The organism is Flavobacteriales bacterium, assembly GCA_016715895.1.
Classification (GTDB): Bacteria; Bacteroidota; Bacteroidia; order Flavobacteriales_F; family PHOS-HE28; genus PHOS-HE28.
The window spans coordinates 216,401-237,763 of record JADJXH010000004.1 but is presented as its reverse complement, the minus strand read 5'-3'; the positions used below and the strand labels follow the sequence as shown (position 1 = coordinate 237,763).

At 64.8% G+C, this 21,363-nt stretch carries 20 protein-coding genes and 1 riboswitch; all 20 genes read left to right on the top strand.

Going from position 1 to position 21,363, the window contains the following annotated elements:
* The 20 genes from IPM49_09645 (at window position 1) to tsaB (ending at window position 21,363) form a co-directional block, all read left to right on the top strand.
* A complete protein-coding gene (locus IPM49_09645; protein MBK9274789.1) occupies window positions 1–1,119 on the top strand; it encodes an undecaprenyl/decaprenyl-phosphate alpha-N-acetylglucosaminyl 1-phosphate transferase in 1,119 nt (372 codons plus the stop codon).
* Window positions 1,116–2,714, top strand: a complete 1,599-nt coding sequence (locus IPM49_09640) for a hypothetical protein (GenBank protein ID MBK9274788.1) — start codon at window positions 1,116–1,118, stop codon at window positions 2,712–2,714. The genes IPM49_09645 and IPM49_09640 overlap by 4 nt, the downstream gene beginning before the upstream one ends.
* A gap of 93 nt (window positions 2,715–2,807) precedes the next feature.
* Complete coding sequence (cyoE, locus tag IPM49_09635) at window positions 2,808–3,662, top strand: protoheme IX farnesyltransferase (protein MBK9274787.1); 855 nt, start codon at window positions 2,808–2,810, stop codon at window positions 3,660–3,662.
* On the top strand, window positions 3,659–4,387 hold the full coding sequence (locus IPM49_09630) for a cytochrome c oxidase subunit 3 (protein ID MBK9274786.1): 729 nt from the start codon (window positions 3,659–3,661) through the stop codon (window positions 4,385–4,387). Before cyoE ends, IPM49_09630 begins: the two co-directional genes overlap by 4 nt.
* A gap of 25 nt (window positions 4,388–4,412) precedes the next feature.
* Window positions 4,413–5,282, top strand: a complete 870-nt coding sequence (locus tag IPM49_09625) for a cytochrome c oxidase subunit 3 (protein ID MBK9274785.1) — start codon at window positions 4,413–4,415, stop codon at window positions 5,280–5,282.
* A 1-nt stretch (window position 5,283) separates the two neighbouring features.
* Complete coding sequence (locus IPM49_09620) at window positions 5,284–5,655, top strand: cytochrome C oxidase subunit IV family protein (GenBank protein ID MBK9274784.1); 372 nt, start codon at window positions 5,284–5,286, stop codon at window positions 5,653–5,655.
* Between the two features lie 8 nt (window positions 5,656–5,663).
* The gene (locus tag IPM49_09615) at window positions 5,664–6,368 is read left to right on the top strand and encodes an SCO family protein (protein ID MBK9274783.1); all 705 of its coding nucleotides are present in this window, start codon (window positions 5,664–5,666) and stop codon (window positions 6,366–6,368) included.
* Window positions 6,369–6,398: 30 nt separating this feature from the next.
* Window positions 6,399–6,956, top strand: coding sequence for a DUF420 domain-containing protein (locus IPM49_09610; protein MBK9274782.1), 558 nt, complete (start codon window positions 6,399–6,401; stop codon window positions 6,954–6,956).
* 29 nt (window positions 6,957–6,985) lie between these two features.
* Window positions 6,986–7,246 (top strand): hypothetical protein, encoded by a 261-nt coding sequence (locus tag IPM49_09605; protein MBK9274781.1) that lies wholly within the window; start codon window positions 6,986–6,988, stop codon window positions 7,244–7,246.
* A gap of 146 nt (window positions 7,247–7,392) precedes the next feature.
* On the top strand, window positions 7,393–9,459 hold the full coding sequence (locus tag IPM49_09600) for a S9 family peptidase (protein ID MBK9274780.1): 2,067 nt from the start codon (window positions 7,393–7,395) through the stop codon (window positions 9,457–9,459).
* 35 nt (window positions 9,460–9,494) lie between these two features.
* Window positions 9,495–9,671 (top strand): hypothetical protein, encoded by a 177-nt coding sequence (locus IPM49_09595; protein MBK9274779.1) that lies wholly within the window; start codon window positions 9,495–9,497, stop codon window positions 9,669–9,671.
* Entirely contained in the window at window positions 9,661–10,035 is a 375-nt protein-coding gene (locus IPM49_09590) for a type II toxin-antitoxin system VapC family toxin (GenBank protein ID MBK9274778.1), read from the top strand. The genes IPM49_09595 and IPM49_09590 overlap by 11 nt, the downstream gene beginning before the upstream one ends.
* Before the next feature lie 19 nt (window positions 10,036–10,054).
* Window positions 10,055–10,498, top strand: a complete 444-nt coding sequence (locus IPM49_09585; GenBank protein MBK9274777.1) for a hypothetical protein — start codon at window positions 10,055–10,057, stop codon at window positions 10,496–10,498.
* 174 nt (window positions 10,499–10,672) lie between these two features.
* A complete protein-coding gene (locus IPM49_09580; GenBank protein MBK9274776.1) occupies window positions 10,673–12,376 on the top strand; it encodes a hypothetical protein in 1,704 nt (567 codons plus the stop codon).
* Between the two features lie 49 nt (window positions 12,377–12,425).
* A riboswitch (SAM riboswitch) is annotated at window positions 12,426–12,567 on the top strand.
* 250 nt (window positions 12,568–12,817) lie between these two features.
* Window positions 12,818–13,819, top strand: coding sequence for a homocysteine S-methyltransferase family protein (locus IPM49_09575; protein ID MBK9274775.1), 1,002 nt, complete (start codon window positions 12,818–12,820; stop codon window positions 13,817–13,819).
* A gap of 101 nt (window positions 13,820–13,920) precedes the next feature.
* Window positions 13,921–14,712 (top strand): site-specific DNA-methyltransferase, encoded by a 792-nt coding sequence (locus tag IPM49_09570; protein ID MBK9274774.1) that lies wholly within the window; start codon window positions 13,921–13,923, stop codon window positions 14,710–14,712.
* Between the two features lie 354 nt (window positions 14,713–15,066).
* Complete coding sequence (gene metH / locus IPM49_09565; protein MBK9274773.1) at window positions 15,067–17,883, top strand: methionine synthase; 2,817 nt, start codon at window positions 15,067–15,069, stop codon at window positions 17,881–17,883.
* A 33-nt stretch (window positions 17,884–17,916) separates the two neighbouring features.
* A complete protein-coding gene (locus IPM49_09560; GenBank protein ID MBK9274772.1) occupies window positions 17,917–19,146 on the top strand; it encodes an OmpA family protein in 1,230 nt (409 codons plus the stop codon).
* A gap of 114 nt (window positions 19,147–19,260) precedes the next feature.
* Window positions 19,261–20,676 carry a TolC family protein gene (locus tag IPM49_09555; protein ID MBK9274771.1) on the top strand — a complete coding sequence of 472 codons (1,416 nt, stop codon included), beginning with the start codon at window positions 19,261–19,263 and terminating at the stop codon, window positions 20,674–20,676.
* Between the two features lie 3 nt (window positions 20,677–20,679).
* A complete protein-coding gene (gene tsaB, locus IPM49_09550; GenBank protein MBK9274770.1) occupies window positions 20,680–21,363 on the top strand; it encodes a tRNA (adenosine(37)-N6)-threonylcarbamoyltransferase complex dimerization subunit type 1 TsaB in 684 nt (227 codons plus the stop codon).

Sequence of the window (21,363 nt, the reverse complement as noted above, 5' to 3'; positions counted from 1 at the left end):
ATGAAGGAGCACGGCTACATCCTGATCCTCGGCGCGGTGACGGCCTTCATCGTGGTGCTCTTCACCATGCCCAGCCTCATCAAGGTGGCCCGGCTGAAGCACCTGGTGGACGAGCCCGGCGATGCGCGCAAGGTGCACCACCGCAGCGTGCCCACCATCGGCGGCATCATCATCTTCGCCGCCGTCATCTTCTCCTATGCCCTCTGGTTCCCTCAGGCCGCCCTGATCGGCGAGGACGGTGAGGGCTACAAGGCCCTCTACCAGGCCATGGGGCAGGCCTACAAGGACTTCAAGTTCGTGCTGGCGGCCATGGTGCTGCTCTTCTTCATCGGCGTCAAGGACGACATCATCGGCTTCAGCCCCGTGAAGAAGCTGGTGGGCCACATGATCGTGGGCTACATCCTGGTGATCACCGCCGACATCCGCATCACCGACATGCACGGCCTGTTCGGCGTGTACGAGCTGCCCACGGCGATGAGCATCGCGCTGAGCTTCTTCACCTACGTGGTGCTGGTGAACGCCTTCAACCTGATCGACGGGGTGGACGGCCTGGCGGGCGGCATCGGCCTCATCGCCGCCACGGTCTACGGTGTGTGGCTGTACATGGCCGGTGACATCGCCCTGAGCCTGCTGGCCTTCGTGCTGGCCGGCGCGCTGGTGGGCTTCCTGGTGTTCAACTTCCACCCGGCGCGCATCTTCATGGGCGACAGTGGCTCGCTGATCATCGGCGCCATCATCGCCGTGCTGGCCATGAAGGTGGTGGACCACGACACCAGCCGCCTGCCGCTGCCGCTGCGGCAGATCCCCACGCCCATCTTCACCATGGCCGTCATCGCCTACCCGCTGGTGGACACGCTGCGCATCTTCATCGTGCGCACCGCCCGCGGGGTGTCGCCCCTGGCCGCCGACCGCAACCACATCCACCACCGCCTGATGGACATGGGCCTGGGCCACCGCCGCACCACGTTCGCCCTCTACGCCTACGCCCTCACCATCATCGGGCTCAGCCTGCTCACCCGCAAGTGGCACCCCAATGTGGGCCTGATGGTGCTGGGCAGCACGGCCGTGGTGCTCGCGCTGCTGCCCTTCGCCCTGCCACAGCGGCGCGCCACGCCATGAGGCCGCTGCTCCTGTCCGGCCTGCTGCTGTGGGCCACTGCCGCTTCCGCCCAGCCGGGCCTCTTCCCCCTGAGCCGTACCCTGGAGGCCCCCTATGCCGCCGCCCTGCACCGCTGGAAGGGCGACCAGCACACCGCCGTTCGGCCCTACCTGCGCAGCGACCTCGCCGCCCTGCCCGGTGCCGACACGATGCCGCGCCCCGGTGCGCTGCCCTTCCTGGACCGCTGGGCCCGTGGCGACAGCGGCCGCTTCCGTGGTGCCCCGCTCGTGGACCTGCTCGGTGGCCTCTCCAGCGCCCGCACCACCGACCCGGCCTACCGCCTGGGCGCCGGCGGCTGGGCCGAGGTGGACCTGCATCCCTCGCTGACCCTGCACGCCGACGGCATGGGCTGGCTGGAACGCTTTCCCGCCCACCTGGACACCCTGGTGCAGGCCTCCGGGGCCGCCCCCTCCGAGGGCTACGCCTACGGCACCGCGCCCACCTACGCGCACTACGACTGGAACGCCCACCTCAACTGGACCACCTCCACCTACTTCAACATCACCGTGGGGCGCGGCCGCAACTTCTGGGGCGAGGGCCATCGCTCGCTGATGCTGTCGGACAACGCCACCAGCTACCCCTATCTGCGCATCGCCACCACCTTCTGGAAGGTGCGCTATGTGAACCTCTACGCCCTGATGGACGACATCCGTGGCGCGGACGGGGTGCCCCGCCGGTTCCAGCGGAAGGCCACCAGCATGCACTACCTCAGCTACAACGTGACCCCGCGGATCAACTTCGGGCTCTTCGAGGCGGTGATCTGGCAGGACAACGACCCGAACTACCCCCGAGGCTTCGACTTCAACTACTGGAACCCGGTGATCTTCTATCGCCCGATCGAGTTCGGGCTGGGCTCGCCGGACAACGCCATCCTCGGCTTCGCCCTCAACATCAAGGCCGGCTGGCAGAGCCTGTTCTACAGCCAGCTGGTGCTGGACGAATTCCTGCTGCGCGAGGTGCGCGGCGGGGAGGGCTGGTTCGCCAACAAGCAGGGCTTCCAGCTCGGCTGGATCTCCTATGACGCGTTCAAGGTGAAGGGGCTCGATGTGCGGCTGGAGTTCAACTACGTGCGGCCCTTCATGTACACCCACAGCGATACGCGGCAGAACCACGCCCACTTCGCCCAGCCGCTGGCGCACCCCTACGGCAGCAACTTCCACGAGTCGCTCGCCATCGTGGATTGGCGGCGCGGGCGCTGGAGCCTGCGGGAGCACATCAGCTTCGCGGTGATGGGGGTGGACACCGGCCTCTACTCCTGGGGCAGCGACCTGTACCGCCCGGAGAAGGACCGCCCGGTACGCGATGCCGAAGGCCGTCTGGAGAACTACGGCTTCTACCTGGCGGCGCCGGTGCAGGCCAACCTGCTGCACAACGAGCTGCGCGGCGCCTATGTGCTCAGCGAGCGGGCCGGCCTGCAGCTGGAGGCGGCCTATGTGTTCCGCTCCTTCGTGCCCGAGCTGGGGGAGACCCAGGTGCAGCACTGGGTGCGCGTCGGCATCGCCGCCACCTTCCGCGACCGCTACACCGACCAGCAGCTGCGCACCGGAAGGCCCTGAGCCGCGAGCCGGCCGAAGGGCTACCTTTGCGCCGCTCCGGAACACCCCCGCCTCCCCGTGCAGCGCTCCTCCGCCACCGCCGTCACCGCCCCCGTGGGCCTGTTGCGCGACGCGGCCGCCTTGTTCAAACTGCGCCTGGCCAGCCTGGTGGTCTTCTCCGCCGGTCTCGGCTATTGGATGGGCAGCCCGGCCGGCGCGCTCGACGTGGGCGGCCTGCTGCTGCTGCTGCTCGCCGGCACCCTGGTCACCGGGGCCAGCAACGCCTTCAACCAGGTGTGGGAGCTGAACACCGACGCGCTGATGCAGCGCACCGCCGAACGGCCCCTGGTGCGCGGCAGCATGAGCGTGACCACCGCCCTGGTGCTGGCCACTGCGGCGGGCATCGCCGGCCTGTGGATGCTGTGGGCGGCCTTCGGGGTGCTCACCGCCATCCTCGGGCTGCTGAGCCTCTTCATGTACGTGGCCCTCTACACCCCGATGAAGCGCCTCAGCCCCTGGGCCGTGTTCGTGGGGGCCTTCCCCGGTGCCTTTCCGCCCATGCTCGGCCATGTGGCCGCCACCGGCCAGTTCGGGCTCACCCCCGGCCTGCTCTTCGCCGGCCAGTTCATGTGGCAGTTCCCCCACTTCTGGGCCATCGCCTGGGTGCTGCACGACGATTACGCCCGCGCCGGCTTCCGCCTGTTGCCCAGCGGGGAGCGTGACCGGTCCAGCGCCTTCCTGATCCTTTTGTACACCTTGTTCGTTATCCCCGTCGGCATGCTGCCCTGGGTGTTCGATCGTGTGGGGACCGTGGCGCCGGTCGTGGCCATCGTGGCCGGCCTGGTGATGCTGGTGCCCGCCTGGAAGCTCTACCGCACCGGCGACACGCGCCAGGCCCGACGCCTGATGTTCGCCAGCTTCCTCTACCTCCCGGCGGTGCAGCTCGCCTACGTGCTGGACCGCTCATGACCACCTTCACCTACTCCCCGGCCATCGAGGACCTTCCGCGCAAGCTCAAGGCCCGCAAGCTCCTCACCTGGCTTCTGCTCTTCGCCATCGTGATGTTCTTCGCGGGGCTCACCAGCGCCTACGTGGTGAGCATGAGCGGAGGCTACTGGGTGGACATCCGCCTGCCCGATGCCTTCCTGGTGAGCACCGGGTGCATCGCTGTCAGCAGCCTCTTCATCCAGATGGCCCTGACGCGGGTCCGCCGCGGCGAGATGGGCGGCGTGCCGCTCCTGATCGCCTTCACGCTGGCCTTCGGCATCGGCTTCACCGTCAGCCAGTTCCAAGGTTGGGGCCAGCTGGTGGACAAGGGCAACTTCGTGGTGGGCAAGGTGCTCCAGAACACCGGCACCTACGGCCAGGACTGGACGATCCGCCATCAGGGCCAGGAACTGGTGCTGGAGGATGGCAAGTTCTACATGCCGGACGACACCCAGCGCCGGACCGCATTGAACGCCGATCTGGATGAGCAGAAGAACACGGCCAGCTCCTACATCTACGCCCTCACGGCCGCCCACCTGGCCCACCTGGGCCTGGGTCTGGTGAGCCTTGTGGTGATGCTCGTGCTGGCCGCCCGCGGCGCCTACACCCAGGCCGACCACGCCGGTTTGTGGGCCGGTACCATGTACTGGCACTTCCTGGGCATCCTGTGGGTCTACCTCTTTTTGTTCTTGACCTTCGTTCACTAGGTTTGCGGCCGGACAAACGGAACCCATGGCAGGAGAAGCGACCAAGGCACTGAGCAACGACGTCCTCTGGGGCGGCGGGCGCTCCCCGTTCAGCATCAGCTACGGGAAGATGATGATGTGGTTCTTCCTGGTGTCCGACGCCCTCACCTTCTCCGGCCTGCTGGTGGCCTATGGCTTCGCCCGCCACGCCACCACGGACACCTGGCCCATCGGCGAGGAGGTGTTCCGCGCCCTGCCCTTCCTCCACGGCGACTACCCGCTGATCTACGTGGCCCTGATGACGGCCATCCTCATCTTCAGTTCCGTCACCATGGTGCTGGCCGTGGAGGCCGGGCACCGGATGGACAAGAAGGGCGTCATCAAGTGGCTCTTCCTCACGGTGATCGGCGGCGCCTTCTTCGTGGGCAGCCAGGCCTGGGAGTGGAGCCACTTCATCCATGGCGGCGGCGGCTACATCACCACGGCCGACGGCGCCAGATACTGGGTGCACAACGACACGCACGATACGCACGACCCGGCCAATGCCCCGGGCTTCCACCTGGTGAAGGCGCTGCCCGGCCACTACCTCAAGCCCGCCGAGGGCGACCATGCCCATGTGGAGGGCGCCGAGGCCCTGGCCCTCTGGAACGAGCGCGTGGCCTACATCGACGGGGCCAACATGGTGCGCAACGAGTACGGCCCCCCCCAGTACGCCAACTTCTTCTTCTTCATCACCGGCTTCCACGGCTTCCACGTCTTCAGCGGCGTGGTCATCAACCTCATCGTGCTGCTGATGGTGATGCGGGGCGTCTTCCACCGCCGCGGCCACTACGAGATGGTCGAGAAGGCCGGCCTGTACTGGCACTTCGTGGACCTGGTGTGGGTGTTCGTGTTCACCTTCTTCTACCTCCTCTGACATGGAGCGCGACGACATCATCGAGTACAGCCTGGACGCCCACCATGGTGAGGAGGAGGGCCGCAGGATCCGCCGCAAGATCTGGCAGGTGACCGGCCTGCTGGCCGTGGTCACCACCATCGAGGTGGCCGTGGGCGCCTACTGGAAGGAGTGGTTCGACGCCTCGGCGTGGAACACCATCAAGCTGCTGTACGTGGTCCTCACACTGGTGAAGGCGGGCTACATCGTGGCCGTGTTCATGCACCTGGGCGATGAGCGCCGCAACATCCGCGCGATCATCCTGCTGCCCTACGCGCTCTTCATCCTGTACCTGCTCTTCATCGCCATCTGGGAGTCGAACTATGTCCACAGCCTGTGGACGCAGTTCCTCTGAGCCGAGGGATGCGCCCCGCGCCACGCTGGAAGAAGCTCGCCATCCTGGGCGGCATCCCGCTCTTCATCCTGCTCCTGTTCCTGTTCTTCGCACCGGCCCTGGGGCTGGCGAAGCACCGCTACGCCTTTCTGCCCTACTACGGCCCCAAGGAGGTGAACGCCCCCGGCGACACCACCTACTTCACCGTGCCGCCCTTCGCCTTCACCGACCAGTTCGGCCGCCCCTTCAGCGACCGCGATGTGGAGGGCCGCATCCTGGTGGTCGACTTCTTCTTCACCCGCTGCACCACCATCTGCCCGCGCATGACGCGCCAGATGCAGCAGCTGCAGCTCAAGCTCGACGACGAGGCCTTCGATGACGTGGTGTTCCTGAGCCACACCGTGGACCCGGAGAACGACACGGCCGAGGTGCTCAACGCCTACGCCCGCCGCCACCAGGCCGACACCGCCCGCTGGAAGTTCCTCACCGGCCCCAAGGCCGACCTCTACCTGCTGGGCAGCGAAGGCTACTTCCTGGCCGCCCGCGAGGACGTGATGGCCCCGGACGGCTTCCTGCACTCGGAGATGTTCGTGCTGGTGGACAAGGACCGCCACATCCGCGGCTACTACGATGGCACCAGCACGGCCGAGGTGGGCCGCCTGGCGGGCGACATCAAGATGCTGCTGAAGGAGGAGAAGGTGCGCCGGCGCGAAGCCGCCGAGCGCAGCTCGTGAACCCCGCCGCCCGCCGAGCGTTCACCCCGCATGCCCCCCCGCGAAGCCCATCCGCCCCGCAGCCTCCGCCTGGAGGAGCGTCCCGCCAAACGCCTCATCTGGACCTTCTCGGCCATCGTCTTCACCGCGGTGGTGGTGCTCAACCGGGTGCAGGTGCCGGCGCCTGAGGGGTTGGACGTGCACGTCTTCGCCCGCATCAACGCGGTGCTCAACAGCCTGGTGAGCGTGCTGCTGCTCGCGGGCCTCTTCACCGCCAGGGCCGGCCGCTGGACCGCCCACCGCGCGGCCATGATGGCGGCGATGGCGCTCAGCGTGCTCTTCCTGGTGAGCTACATCGTCCACCACCTCTTCGCCGGCGACACGGCCTTTGGCGGCACCGGCGCGGTGAAGCTGGTGTACTACGTGATCCTCTTCAGCCACATCGTGCTGGCCGGTCTCAGCCTGCCCTTCATCCTGTTCACGGCCTACCGCGCGCTGTCGGCGCAGTACCCGGAGCACCGCCGCCTGGCCAAACGGGTGTGGCCCGTGTGGTTCTATGTGAGCGTCACCGGCGTGGTGGTGTACCTGATGATCAGCCCGTATTACTGAGACAGGGCGTGTCAGCCTACCTTTGCCCCGTGCTCCGCCGCGCCTGGCCTTTGCTGCTCCTGTTACCCCTGCTGCTGGTCCTGCCGGCTGATGGGCTGGCCCAGGGCTGCGCCATGTGCAAGGCCACCGTGGAGGGGCAGCAGCAACCGTTCGGTGGCGAGCAGAACGTGGGCCGTGGCCTCAACCTGGGCATCCTCTACCTGATGGCGGTCCCCTACCTGTTGCTGTTCCTGCTCTTCCGCAAGCGGATCGTGGGCTTCTTCAAGGAGTTCTCGGGGGCGCAAGGCTGAACCCGCCTCCGCCAAGGCTTTGGCGGACGAGGCAAGCTTCAAGCTTCAAGCTTCAAGTATCAAGGCTCAAGGGATCAAGATCCTAGGACTCAGCCATGGCCTGAAGCGCCGATCTTCGTTCATTGCGTCCCATCCCGGTCGAAACCATGATGCACCGTCGAACCCTTACCATCGCCACAGGTCTGCTGTTGGCGCTCACGACCACCGCCCAGCAGAAGGCCCCCTTCACGTATCCCGACATGCTGATGCTCGACCGCATCGGCGGCCTGGCCGTGGATCCCGCGGGCACCACCGCGGTGTTCAATGTGCGCGCCACCGATATGGAGGCGAACCGGGGGGTGAGCACGCTGTGGATGAAGGACCTCGCGGACCTGAAGAAGCCCGAGGTGAAGGTGCCTGCCGGTGAAGGGGGCGCCGGTGACATCCAGTGGTCGGGTGACCGGTCGGGTTTCTACTTCCTGAGCGCCCGCGGGGATGGAGGCCTCACGCAGGTGTGGAAGGCCGACGCCCTTGGCAAGGCGGCCGAGCCGATCACCTTCCTGCCGCTGGATGTGCAGGCCTATCGCGTGGCACCGGATGGCTCCGGCCTGGTGGTGGCCCTGGCCGTGTTCCCGGAATGCGATGACGCCATCGCCTGCACCTTGGAACGCATGAGCGCGCAAGAAGGTGGGAAGAGCACCGGTCAGGTGTACGACCGTGTGTTCATGCGCCATTGGGACACCTGGAAGGACGGCACCCGAAACCACCTCTACTACCTCTCGCTGAAGGATCCGAATGCCCAGCCCGTGCCGCTGATGACCGGCTTCGATGGGGATGTGCCGTCCAAGCCGTTCGGCGGCAACGAGGACTTCGTGATCGGCAAGGATGGCCGCACCGTGTACTTCAGCGCGCGGATCGCGGGGAAGAAGGAGCCGTGGAGCACCAACTTCGACCTCTACAGTGTGCCGGTGACCGGCGGCACCCCGACGAACCTCACCGCGAGCAACCCCGCGTGGGACGCATCGCCTGTGATCTCACCCGACGGCACCAGGCTGGCCTACAAGGCCATGAAGCGCCCGGGCTACGAGGCCGACCGCTTCCAACTGAAGGTGATGGACCTGACCACCGGCACGGTGACCGACGTGGCCGCCACCTGGGACCGGAGCGTCGCCAGCCTGGCCTGGGGCCGCGATGGCAAGAACCTGCTCGTCACCGCCGACGACCTCGGCAAGCACCGCCTCTTCCGGATCGACCTCAAGACCAACACCGTCACGCCCTTGAGCACGGACGGGCACCTGGATGCCTTCGTGGAAACGCCCAAGGGCTTCGTGTACCAGAAGAGCGGGCTTAGCGGTCCGGCACAGCTGTACGCCAGCGCGCCCAAGGCTAAGCTCATCGACCAGGGCGCCACGGTGCTCACGCAGGTGAACGCTTCGCTGAAGGACAAGGTCTTCGGCGCCTATGAGCAGTTCAGCTTCCCCGGCTGGAACAACGAGACCGTGTACGGTTACGTGCTGAAGCCCTCGAACTACACCGAAGGCAGGAAGTACCCCGTGGCCTTCCTCATCCACGGCGGTCCGCAGGGCAGCTTCGGCGACAGTTGGAGCTACCGCTGGAACCCGCAGACCTACGCAGGTCAGGGCTTCGCCGTGGTGATGATCGACTTCCACGGCAGCACCGGCTACGGGCAGGCCTTCACCGACGCCATCAACGAGCACTGGGGCGACCGCCCGCTGGAGGACCTGCAGAAGGGCCTGGCCTTCGCGCTGGGCAAATACCCCTTCCTCGATGACGGCAACGTGGCGGCGCTGGGCGCGAGCTACGGCGGCTACATGATCAACTGGATCGCCGGCGTGTGGAACGAGCCCTTCAAGGCGCTGGTGTCGCACTGCGGCATCTTCGACACACGCGCCATGGGCTACAGCACCGAGGAGCTCTGGTTCACCGACTGGGAGAACGGCGGCAGCGTCTTCACGAAGCCCGCGAACTACGAGACCTTCAACCCGCTGCTGCATGCCGACCAATGGCGCGTGCCCATGCTCGTGGTGCACGGCGACAAGGACTTCCGCGTGCCGCTCATGCAGGGCATCGGCAGCTTCACCGCCTGCCAGGCCAAGGGCATCGAGAGCAAGTACCTCCGCTTCCCCGACGAGAACCACTGGGTGCTGAAGCCGCAGAACTCCATGCAATGGCATGCGGAGGTGTTCGGGTGGTTGGAGAAGCACTTGAAGTAGCGCACGTCCATCCGCGACCGCTGTATCTTCGTGGTATGGTGGTGGTCATCAAACGGGGCATGTCCAAGCAGCGCATCCAGATGCAGCTGCGGAAGCTCCGCACCCAGCGTGCCAAGGCGTGTAAGCCGGTGGACGTTTACAAGTACGTGGGTGTTCTCAAGCTCGACGAAGACCCTGTTGCACTCCAGCGCAAGTGGCGGGATGAGTGGTGAGAGCCTGGTGTTGGACACCAATGTGGCCCTCTTTCTGCTTCGCGGGGACAGGTCCGCCGCCGATGCCATTTCAGGTCAACGGGTGGTCATTTCGTTCATTACCTACATGGAGTTGCTCAGCAAGCCGGGCATGAGCCGAGCAGAGGCCAAGGCCGTGACCGCGTTCGTGAACGAGTGGCCGATGATCGAGCTGGATGCCCGGATCATGGAAGAGGCCATCCGCATACGGAAGACCTACCGCCTGAAGATCCCGGATGCCATCGTGGCCGCCACGGCCCTGACCCAACAGATCCCCCTGCTCACCGCCGATGGCGACTTCGAGCGGATCAAGGACGAGGTGGCGGTGTTGATGTACGAAGTGTAGCTGAGCGGCAACGACCTCCATGCACAAGGAGAAGGAGCCCGACCGGCATAGCATCAGTGCCTTGGGCGGGTGGACCTGGACGCAGCCTGTGCCTGATGCTGACGACAGTGAGGTCGTGCGCCGCTACTTTGCCCTGCACCGCATCCCTATCGGTCAACTGTCGGCTGCCGACCTGCGCTTCCTGATCGGCCAGAACGAATGCCTGCGCCACCTCGTGCCGAAAGCCCTGGCGCTATTGGCGAGCGACCCCTGGATGGAGACCGAATTCTATCCGGGCGACCTGTTGAACGCACTGCTACGGATCAACCACCCCGCAGGGTATTGGAGCGCAGGCAATCCCCATCTGCCGGGATTCGCGGAGTTGGCACGGAAGGCGTTGGCCACGGCTCCCAATGGGGTGGCGAGGAAGGATCTGCGGTTGCTTCAAGAGGTCATCGAACGGGGTGAGCAACACGGCTTCTGATCGCGAACCTTTCCGGGCACAACGTTCTTCCCCATCGCCTTTCCTTTTTGTCGAGCGGACCGGGGCTTCGGGTCCATCCAACTCACTACGGGCATTGTCGAATGACGCGTGTCAGGGGGTAGGCGCAATTCAACAAGCACCGGCGCGTTGTACCGCGTGACCTACCTTCACAGGATGCGCCACAAGGCGATCATCCCGATCCTCCTGCTCATGGAGCTGCCCTTGTTGTCGGCCGGCCAGGTCCTGCACTGGGCCAACCTGCTTGGCGTATCCGGGGAGTCGATGATCCAAGAGGTGCGAACGGATGCGCAGGACAACATCTACGTGTTCGGTCGGATGGCGAACACGGGGTCCGTCGACCTTGATCCCGGGCCAGGTTCGGCCACCCTTTCCTGGAATTTCGGTGGTTTACCGGGGTCAGGCTGCTTCCTGGCCAAGTACGACAGCTCAGGCACGTACCAATGGGGCCTTAAAGCGGACGCCCTGCGCGCGATCGCGGTCTCACCAGCAGGTGACGTGGTGCTGTCCGTGCTTCTGGACGGAAGCTGGGATGCGGATCCCGGGCCCGGGACTTTCATGGTCAGTGGGAACGGGATGGCCCTCGTCCGATGGTCCACCAATGGCACCTTCGTTGCCGCTTCGGTGATCGAGGGTTCCATCGCGATGCACCTGCTCACGAACGACCAGGGCGATGTCTTCCTCCTCGGCCAGTTCACCGATAGCATTGATGTCGATCCTGGTCCGAACGTGGCCATATTGAGCTCCAGCGGGTATTCCGACGTATGGGTGGCCAAGCTCAATGCCATGGACCAGCTCGAATGGTCGGGCGTGATGGGTGGTGTTGGAATGGAGTACGCCTGTGACCTCGCGTTCTCCGAAGGCGACCTGCTCCTTTCCCTACGTACGGTCGGCCCGGTCCCGATGCAACAATTCGATGTGGACCCTGGTCCGGACACGGCATGGACCAACTTCGGCCAGAATCAGGGAGCCGTCGCCATCAAGCTGGACCCCGGTGGAGGGTATGTGCGGCATGAGAGCTTCGACTGGCCGGTCTGGTGGCAGTCCCCCTTGGTCCGTCCGCTCCCTGATCGCGGTATCGTGCTCGGCGGCGCGTTTTCCGGCCAGGCCACGTTCACGAACGCGGATACGGTGGAGCAACTGACCTCTTCGGGGAATGATGCGTTCATCCACACCTTGGAGGGGACCATTTGGCAGCCGGGATGGAGCGACCTGTTCTCGGAATACGGAAATGAACTGATCAGTTGCATGACCCCCTTCAAGGATGGCGCCGTGGTGGTTTCAGGCACCTTCACCCACTCCTTGGATGCGGATCCGGGCAGCGGGTCCATCCTCTACCAGACCCAAGGGCCTCCCAGTACAGCATGGATCGGTTCCTATTGCCTGGATGACGGCTCCCACATTTGGAGCACCGTGGTGCAGGGAACGGGCAAGGACTGGTTCATGGACATGGCCTGGTCCGCTGCAGATGCCTTGGTGATCGGTGGGCAGTGCTCGGATTCCGCCAATGTCGGTCTGGCTGGTTCTCCAGCACTGATCAGCACGAGCGCGAGCAGTTCGGCGATCGTGGCGCGGTACAGATCGGTGAACTCCTCGTGCGACGGGGGGGGCGTATCCCTACCGGAGCACGCCTCGCTGCCTGTGCATGCGATCATCAGGGGGGATGTGCTGATCGTCGAGGGGACCGAGCGCGGAGATGAGCTGCTGCTCCTCGACGGTCTCGGCCGCATTCTGGAGCGGACCACCCACGCGCGCGAGCGCACGGAGTTCTCCATGGCCGCCCAACCGGCCGGGGTGTACCTCGTCCTTGCTCAAGGCCCTCGAGGAGCGCGAGCCCTGCGCGTGGTCCATTGCCTTTGACCCTGCCGGAGTCCGTCCACCACCTATCTTCGCCCCGCGTTCTTTCCATCGCTTATCCAGAAAGGCAGAGGGACTGGCCCTGTGAAGCCTTGGCAACCATCGTCCCGCCGAAGTCCGTGAAAGCGGACGAAGGCGGACGTCCGACGATCGGTGCTAAATCCAGCCCGCCATCATGGTGGGAGAGATGAGCCGTGATCAGGTAGCGATCCTCCTTCGGGAGCATGCAGCCTCATCCGGTCCATCGGGTGGGGCTTTTTTCTTTGCCCGCCATAGTCCGAAGAACGAGGACGACGGCGGGTTTCTGGGTGCGGTGAATGGCGAATGGTCGATGGTGAATGGGAGACCCCATCGCCGAACCGCTCAGTCTCATTCACCATTCACCAACTCCCATTCACCTGCATTTGGAAGGAGCGACCGGAAAGCACGCACACTTGTGAACCGATGACAGACCTCGAACGCATCGCCCAACAACGCATCCTCGTCCTCGACGGCGCCATGGGCACCATGATCCAGCGCCTCGGCCTCACCGAGGAGGACTTCCATCCGCCCGGTATGGAGGACCACACCATCCTGCTGAAAGGCAATAACGAACTGCTCTCGCTCTCGCGCCCCGAAGCGATCAAGAAGATCCATGAGCAATACCTCGAGGCCGGTGCCGACATCGTGGAGACGAACACCTTCAGCGCCACCCGCATCGCGCAGGCCGAGCACGAATGCGGTCACCTGGTGCGCGAGCTTAACCTCGCCTCCGCGCGCCTGGCCCGGGAGGCCTGTGATGCGTTCACCAAGAAGGACCCGAGCAAGCCGCGCTTCGTGGCCGGTGCCATCGGTCCCATGAACAAGACCGCCTCGCTCAGCCCCGATGTGAACGACCCCGGCTACCGCGCCGTCACCTTCGACCAGCTCGTGGCGGCCTACAAGGAACAGGTGGAAGCCCTGCTCGACGGCGGCGTGGACCTGCTGCTGGTGGAGACCATCTTCGACACGCTCAACGCCAAGGCCGCCTTCTTTGCCATCGAGGAGGTCTTTGAAGCACGCAACACACGTGTCCCGCTCATGTGCAGCGTCACCATCACCGATGCCAGCGGGCGCACCCTCAGCGGCCAGACCATCGAGGCCTTCCTCATCAGCATGCAGCATGTGCCGCTCTTCAGCATGGGCCTCAACTGCGCGCTGGGCGCGGCCCAGATGCGGCCCTACCTGGAGGTGATCGCCGAGCAGAGCCCATGCCGCGTGAGCATCTACCCCAACGCCGGCCTGCCCGACCAGATGGGCGAGTACCGCGAAACCCCCGACGTCACCGCACGCCTCGTGAGCGAATTCATGGCCAACGGCTGGGTGAACGTGGTGGGGGGATGTTGCGGAACGACGCCGGAGCATATCGCGGCGCTGGCGGCAGAAGCCAAGCGGCACGCACCACGCGCAACACCGGTAATGGCATGATTGACGCGACGATAGTTGGGTTGGCAGTAAGGAGATCCGCTGTGGATAAATGATGATCGCCGTACTGAGTTAGATTAAGGACCATCCCGAACTTCAACATCATGGAACACGAGACCATTCACCAAGGAGATGCATTGAAGCTCATTGCACATGTGCCGGACGAAAGCGTCGATCTCATCATTTGCGATGGGCCATACGGTGTGACCGATCAGGACTGGGATCGGATCGGCGATATCCAAGGGTATAATTTTAACCTGTTGCGTTTGTTCAGTCGAGTGCTCAAGCCTGGTGGTGCCATGTACCTCTTCGGCAAGGAGGATTGCATCGACTTCATCGACTATAGGCCTTACTTGAAGTTGAACGCGCGCATCGTTTGGTATCAACCTAGTCGCTTGGCGCAGGGTCGAACCAATTACACCAACAACTACGATCTCATCTGCTACTTCAGTAAAGGCAAGGCGAAGACCTTCAACCTTGATGATATCCGGGTCCCTCAGTTGGTGGAGCTTGAGCATCGACTTCGATGTGAACGTGTGCCAAGTGTTCAGAACGGCACGTATGGAAAGACACGCTTTAATGAAGCAGGAAAGAACCCTGGCGATGTCTGGGGGGATATCAAACAGCTTACCTACAAGAGCAAAGAGCTCATTAGCCGTGACCTATTGAATACGATTCAGAAGCCGGAGAAGTTGATCGACCGACTGGTACGTGCCAGCTCGAACGAGGGCGATCTAGTGTTGGACCCTTTCAGCGGTGTCGGTACTACATGGGCTGTTTGTCAGCGGTTGAAGCGGAGCTTCATCGGATTCGAGCAAAACAGCGACTATGTGCGCATAGCGAATGAGAGGGTGGCCTCTATTTCAAAAGAGGCTGAATACACATTGTTCGTATGAGTCCGACGGTACTGAAGAGCATTGTGGCTTTGGTCAGGCAGGCGCAAGAATTGGCCACCAGCATAGGCATCCTCAACGTCCTGCAGCCGGGGCTTGTGAAGGAGATAATCATCGCCGAGATACTAGGCCATGAGGTAATCGTGACCAAGCACGACTCTGACGCGCGTGATCGCAAGGACAAGGACTTGCTGTACGAGTATCTATCATGTCTCGAAGGCGGATCCGGACAGTTGGACCGGGTGTTCAATAAGCCGGAGGACAAGAGGCAGGCATCATTAGAGAGGATACGACGCAATCGCAAGATCTACCTAGCCGTCTTCTTCAAGAAGAGGCCTTTGGAAGTGAAGGTCATATATGAACTGGCCCCAGAAATCGTTTGCAAGGAGACCGAAGCCAAGCTCGATCGAAGCACCAATGCCATTTCGCACGTTGGCTTCACGGAAGCGTGGGCTAAGGATAATGGCAAGTTGGTTTATTCAGCTGGGTGACATGTCCATCCCCACCTACTCCGGCCTCGAGCCGCTCCGCATCTTCCCGGGTTCCAACTTCGTCAACATCGGCGAGCGCACCAACGTCACGGGCAGCGCGGCCTTCCGCAAGCTGATCAAGAACGGCAACTACGATGAGGCCGTGAGCGTGGCCCGCCAGCAGGTGGAGAACGGCGCGCAGGTGATCGACGTGAACATGGATGAGGGCATGATCGATGGCGTGGAAGCCATGCGCAAGTTCATCAACCTCATCGCCGCCGAGCCCGACATCGCCCGTGTGCCGGTGATGGTGGATTCCTCGAAGTTCAGCGTGATCGAGGCGGGCCTGAAGTGCCTGCAGGGCAAGGGCATCGCCAACAGCATCAGCCTGAAGGAAGGGGAGGCCGAGTTCCTGCGGCAGGCGAAGATCATCCACCGCCTCGGCGCCGCCACCGTGGTGATGTGCTTCGACGAGCAGGGCCAGGCCGACAATTACGAGCGCCGCATCGCCATCGCGCAGCGCAGCTACGACCTGCTCACGCAGAAGGCCGGCTTCGCGCCGCACGACATCATCATCGACGCCAACATCCTCACCGTGGCCACCGGCATGGCCGAGCACGACCGCTACGCCATCGACTTCATCGAGGCCGTGCGGTGGATCAAGCAGCACCTGCCGGGGGCGCTCACCAGCGGCGGCGTCAGCAACGTCAGCTTCAGCTTCCGCGGCAACGAGCCCGTGCGCGAGGCCATCCACACGGCCTTCCTCTACCACGCGATCAAAGCTGGCCTCGACATGGGCATCGTCAACGCCGGGCAGATCGGTGTGTACGACGACATCCCCAAGGACCTGCTGGAGCACGTGGAGGACGTGCTGCTCGCGCGCCGCCCCGATGCCACCGAACGCATGGTGGCCTTTGCGGAGCAGTTCAAGGGCGCGCCTTCAGCCGAGGTGGTGGCCGCACAAGCCGCCTGGCGCGAAGGCAGCGTGGAGGAACGCTTAAAGCATGCGTTAGTGCATGGCGTCACCGAGTTCATCGACACCGATGTGGAGGAGGCCCGCGTGCAGTACGTGGACCCCGTGCTGGTGATCGAAGGTCCGCTGATGGCCGGCATGAACGTGGTGGGCGACCTCTTCGGCAGCGGCAAGATGTTCCTGCCCCAGGTGGTGAAGAGCGCCCGGGTGATGAAGCGCGCCGTGGCCTACCTCGAGCCCTTCCTGCAGGAGAAGAAGGCGGGCTTGGTGATGGGGTCCATGAAGTCGGATGCGAAGAAGGTGCTGCTTGCCACCGTGAAGGGCGACGTGCACGACATCGGCAAGAACATCGTGGGCGTGATCCTCGCGTGCAACGGCTGGCAGGTGATCGACCTGGGCGTGATGGTGCAGAGCGCCACCATCCTCAAGACCGCCCGCGAGATGAAGGTGGACATCATCGGCCTCAGCGGCCTGATCACGCCCTCGCTCGACGAGATGGTGCACGTGGCCAAGGAGATGGAGCGCGAGGGCTTCGACACCCCGCTGCTGATCGGCGGCGCCACCACCAGCCGCGTGCATACCGCCGTGAAGATCGCGCCGCACTATAGCAAGCCCGTGGTGCACGTGATCGATGCCAGCCGCAGCGTGCCCGTGGTGAGCAACCTGCTCAGCGACAACGAGCGCGACCGCTTCGCCGCGGAGGTGCTGGAGGAGTACGCCAAGGTGCGCACGCAGTACGAAGGCAGTCAGCGCGAGAAGGAGTATGTGCCGCTGGAAGAGGCCCGCGCCAAGAAGTTCGCCATCGACTTTGCGGCCGAGCCCCCCGTGGCACCGAAGAGCACGGGCATCTTCACCTACCGCAACTACCCGCTGGCCGAGCTGGTGCCCTACATTGACTGGACGCCCTTCTTCATGGCTTGGGAGCTGGCCGGCAAGTTCCCGCGCATCCTGGAGGACGAGGTGGTGGGCAAGCAGGCCACGCAGCTCTATGCCGATGCCCAGAAGATGCTGGAACGCATCGTGAAGGAGCAGTGGATCCAGGCGCACGGTATCGCAGGCATCCTGCCTGCGAACACCGTTGCGCATGAGGACATCGAGATCTACGGCGACCCTGCCCGCACCAAGGTCATCGGCCGCTTCCACACCCTCCGCCAGCAGAGCAAGAAGGCACCCGGCGTGCCCTACATCGCCCTCGCGGACTTCATCGCACCGCAAGGCACGCCCGACTTCCTCGGCGGTTTCGCCGTAAGCGCGGGCCACGGCGTGGACGAACGCGTGAAGCGCTTCGAGGCCGCGCACGACGACTACAGCGCGATCCTGCTGAAGGCCCTGGCCGACCGCCTCGCCGAGGCCTTCGCCGAGAAGCTGCACGAGGTGGTGCGCGAGGAGCTCTGGGGCTACGAGTCCAGCCGCCTCACCAACGAGCAGCTGATCAAGGAGGAGTACCAGGGCATCCGCCCGGCGCCGGGCTACCCTGCCTGCCCGGACCACACCGAGAAGCCTGAGCTCTTCCGCCTGCTCGATGCCACCAAGCACACGGGCATCACCCTCACCGAGAGCCTGGCCATGAGCCCTGCGGCCGCGGTGAGCGGCTGGTACTTCGCGCACCCCAAGGCCAAGTACTTCGGCGTGGGGCGCGTGGCCAGGGACCAGGTGGAGGATCTGGCGCGGCGCAAGGGCCAGCCCACGGAGTGGATGGAGAAGTGGCTCGGCAGCAACCTGGCCTACTGAACCTTGGTCGGGGTCCCTGCGTATGCAGGTCCCGTGCGAACCATCCGCATCCTGTACCTCCTGGGCTTGAGCCTGGCCGCGACCGCGGTCCAGGCGCAGCAGAACCCGCGGCTCACGCAGGAGAACGGGGACTGCACCGGGGCCATCCCCATCGCCGACTCCATCTTCCACCAGGCCGACGCCGTGCGCGGTTTCGGCAACAAGCTGGAGATCAGGGAGAACCCGGTGGACCACCTGCAGTGGCTTGAGCGCGAGCACCACAGCACCTGGTACAAGTTCAGGAGCCCGGTGACCACCACGCTCACCTTCGACATCATCCCGGACAACCCCGAGGACGACATCGACTTCCTGCTCTTCGAGGGAGCCATCCCGGGCATCTGCGACAAGATCCCGAGCCGCCTGGTGCAACCGGTGCGCTCGAACATCAGCCGCAACGACCCCGCGCTCGGCAGCCGCTGCGGCCTCAGCAAGGACGCGACCGAGGACTTCGTGCGCTCCGGTGTGGGTGCGAGCTACAGCCGAGCCATCGAGGTGAAGGAGGGCGACCTGTTCTATCTGGTCGTCGACTATCAGGACCGTCCGCTGGCCGGCTACACGATCCACTTCCACTACGACCCGCCGCCGAAGCCGGTGGTGGAGGAAACGACGACGCAGAAACAGCAGCTCGTCATCAACATCACCGATGCCAAGAGCGGCAGGCCCGTGGACGCGAGCCTCACCATCGACGGCATGGTGTTCGACAAGGTGGTGGAGGCCAAGGGCAGGAGCACGTACACGTTCGACATGGACATGTACCGCAACCTGAAGATCGGCTGCGTGCGCGAAGGCTACATGTTCACCACGATGAAGGTGAAGGGCAGCATGGAGCCCACCGTCACAGTGGACCTGAAGCTCACGCCGATCGCTCCGGGCGAGCATGTGGTGCTGGAGGACATCCGCTTCGTGGGCAACGAGGACAAGGTGCTCCGCTCCTCGGAGGCCTCCCTGCTGCTGCTGCTGCGTTTCCTGCAGGAGAACCCGCGGCTCCGGATCGAGGTGGAGGGCCACGTGAACGGACCCACCTTCAAGAACAAGAAGGAGTTCATCGATCTGAGCGCCGCGCGCGCCCGTGCCGTCTACGACTTCCTGATGGTGAACGATGTGGAACCCGAGCGGGTGACCTATGTCGGCCTGGGCAACTCGCGCATGCTCTTCCCCGAGCCGAAGACCAAGGAGGAGAGCGAGGCCAACCGCCGCGTGGAGGTGAAGGTGGTGAGCAACTGAGCCCCACCGCTCGCCCCGGTCCATCACCGTTCATCCGTTCGTCCCGACCCGCCCGGCCCACCCGGGTATTTTTGTCCGTACCGCCCGCTGTTCCGATGCAGCCGGGTGGGGGACATGCGATCCATCGCCCCGTTGCTTCTGCTGGTCGTGCACATGGCGCACGCCCAATCCGCCTGGACCCTTGAGCAATGCGTCGCGCGCGCCGAGGAGCGGAACCTCACCCTGCGCGGCGCCCTGCTCGATACCGAGCTCGCCGACCGCACACGGGAACAGTCGTTCTGGAGCTTCTTCCCCGACCTGAACGGCGGGGCCACCCACGGCTACAACTACGGCCGGGTGATCGATCGCTTCACCAACACCTTCGCCACCGACCGGGTGCGCACCAACAACTTCTTCCTGAGCAGCGACCTCACCGTGTTCAACGGGCTCCGGCTGCACAACGAACGTCGCCGCGCAGGGCTTGACCTGCAGGCCGCCCAGGAGGCTGGTGATGCGGTGCGGAACGATGTGCGCACCACCGTGGCCCGCCAGTTCATCGAGGTGCTCAGCGCCGAGGAGCGCATCCGTGCGGCCGAGGCCCAGCTGGCCAGCACCACGCAGCAGACCGAGCGCATGCAGGCGCTGGTGGACGCCGGACGGAACGCCCGGTCCGAGCTGATCAACCTCCGCTCCCAGCAGGCCCAGCAGGAATTCACCCTGGTGGACCTGCGCAACCGACGGGAGCAGGCGCTCCTGCAGCTGGCCCAGACCCTTCAGCTCTCGTCCGAGGAGCTGCGCGGCTTCACCGTGTCCGGTCCCGCGCTCTCCGCCATGAACGTGGCCGAGCCGACCGCCGACGTGGAGACCGTGCTCGCGGCCGTGCTCGCGCAGGACCCCTTGTACCGCCAGGCCGAGCTGCGCGCCTCGAGCGCCGAGCGCGGCGTGGCCATCGCACGGGCCGGCAGCTACCCGGTGCTCTCGTTCAACGCCTCGGCCGGCACCGGATACTCCGGTCGGAACTTCGAGGCCATCGGCGATCCCATCATCGGCCCGCCCGAGCAGATCGGCTTCACCGAGAGCAATGAGGCCGTCTTCGTGCCCAACGTGGACTATGAGACCCAGGTGCGGCCCTTCGGCAAGCAATTGGACGACAACCTCAACGAATCCCTCGGGCTCACCCTTTCGCTTCCCATCTTCAACAACCGCCGTACCGAACTGGCCGTCAGCCAGGCCCGGATCCAACAGGAACGGGCCGAACTGGAGGTCGTGAGCGTGCGCGACCGCCGCCGGCGCGATGTGCAGGATGCCATCCTGGCCCAACGCGCCGCCTACCAGCAGTACCAGGCCGCGCAACGAAGCGTGGAGGCGGCGGAGGAGAACTTGCGCTTCGCCGAGGCCCGCTTCGAACAGGGAGCCGCCAATGCCCTGGAACTGAACACCGCCCGCAACGATCTGCAGCGCGTCACCGCCGACCGCATCACGGCCAAGTACACCTACGTGCTCGCGGTGAAGCTGCTCGACATCCTGCAGGGACTGCCTCTCACGCTCTGAGCCATGGGCCTGGTGCTCGCCATTGAGACCTCCACGCATCTGTGTTCGGTGGCGGTGGGGCGCGATGGCGCTGTGCTGGCCGAGCGCAACGAGGAGGGGGAGGGCTTCATCCATGCCGAGCGGCTGCATGTGCTGGTGGAGGAGGTGATGCGTGAAGCGGGCTTCGGGTTCCCGGCGTTGGATGCCGTGGCCGTGGGCATCGGCCCGGGCAGCTACACCGGCCTGCGCATCGGGCTCAGTGCCGCCAAGGGCTATGCGCATGCCCTCGGCCGTCCGCTCATCGGTGTGGGCACGCTGGAGGTGCTGACCGCCGCCCTGCAGGCCACCGGCAGCGACCCTGCGCCCGGTGTCGTGCGGCACCCCATGATCGATGCACGGAGGATGGAGGTGTTCACGGCGGCCTTCACGGCGGATGGCCGGCCCATGACCGCACCGGAGCCCCGTGTGCTCGATCCGGAATGGGCTCAGGGGCTTGGTGCAGCGGTGGTCTTCGGCGATGGTGCCGACAAGGCGGCAGCGCTTTGGAACGACACGGAGGGCGTGGTGCACGTGCCGGGGATCCGTCCCTGGGCGCGGGCCTTGCTCGGCGTTGCGGAGGAGCGGTTGCGCACGGGTGCGGTGGACGACCTGGCCTATCTGGTGCCCCTGTACGGCAAGGAGGCGGGTGTGACGAAGCCGCGCACCTGA

Bases quoted from the DNA above. Each gene is read 5' to 3' on its own strand.
- tsaB (MBK9274770.1), top strand. From the start codon at position 20,680: ATGGGCCTGGTGCTCGCCATTGAGACCTCCACGCATCTGTGTTCGGTG.
- IPM49_09625 (MBK9274785.1), top strand. From the start codon at position 4,413: ATGGCAGGAGAAGCGACCAAGGCACTGAGCAACGACGTCCTCTGGGGC.
- IPM49_09615 (MBK9274783.1), top strand. From the start codon at position 5,664: ATGCGCCCCGCGCCACGCTGGAAGAAGCTCGCCATCCTGGGCGGCATC.
- IPM49_09590 (MBK9274778.1), top strand. From the start codon at position 9,661: ATGAGTGGTGAGAGCCTGGTGTTGGACACCAATGTGGCCCTCTTTCTG.
- IPM49_09630 (MBK9274786.1), top strand. From the start codon at position 3,659: ATGACCACCTTCACCTACTCCCCGGCCATCGAGGACCTTCCGCGCAAG.
- metH (MBK9274773.1), top strand. From the start codon at position 15,067: ATGAACTGGCCCCAGAAATCGTTTGCAAGGAGACCGAAGCCAAGCTCG.
- IPM49_09595 (MBK9274779.1), top strand. From the start codon at position 9,495: ATGGTGGTGGTCATCAAACGGGGCATGTCCAAGCAGCGCATCCAGATG.
- IPM49_09555 (MBK9274771.1), top strand. From the start codon at position 19,261: ATGCGATCCATCGCCCCGTTGCTTCTGCTGGTCGTGCACATGGCGCAC.
- IPM49_09575 (MBK9274775.1), top strand. From the start codon at position 12,818: ATGACAGACCTCGAACGCATCGCCCAACAACGCATCCTCGTCCTCGAC.
- IPM49_09610 (MBK9274782.1), top strand. From the start codon at position 6,399: ATGCCCCCCCGCGAAGCCCATCCGCCCCGCAGCCTCCGCCTGGAGGAG.
- IPM49_09600 (MBK9274780.1), top strand. From the start codon at position 7,393: ATGATGCACCGTCGAACCCTTACCATCGCCACAGGTCTGCTGTTGGCG.
- IPM49_09645 (MBK9274789.1), top strand. From the start codon at position 1: ATGAAGGAGCACGGCTACATCCTGATCCTCGGCGCGGTGACGGCCTTC.
- IPM49_09570 (MBK9274774.1), top strand. From the start codon at position 13,921: ATGGAACACGAGACCATTCACCAAGGAGATGCATTGAAGCTCATTGCA.
- IPM49_09585 (MBK9274777.1), top strand. From the start codon at position 10,055: ATGCACAAGGAGAAGGAGCCCGACCGGCATAGCATCAGTGCCTTGGGC.
- IPM49_09620 (MBK9274784.1), top strand. From the start codon at position 5,284: ATGGAGCGCGACGACATCATCGAGTACAGCCTGGACGCCCACCATGGT.
- IPM49_09640 (MBK9274788.1), top strand. From the start codon at position 1,116: ATGAGGCCGCTGCTCCTGTCCGGCCTGCTGCTGTGGGCCACTGCCGCT.
- IPM49_09580 (MBK9274776.1), top strand. From the start codon at position 10,673: ATGCGCCACAAGGCGATCATCCCGATCCTCCTGCTCATGGAGCTGCCC.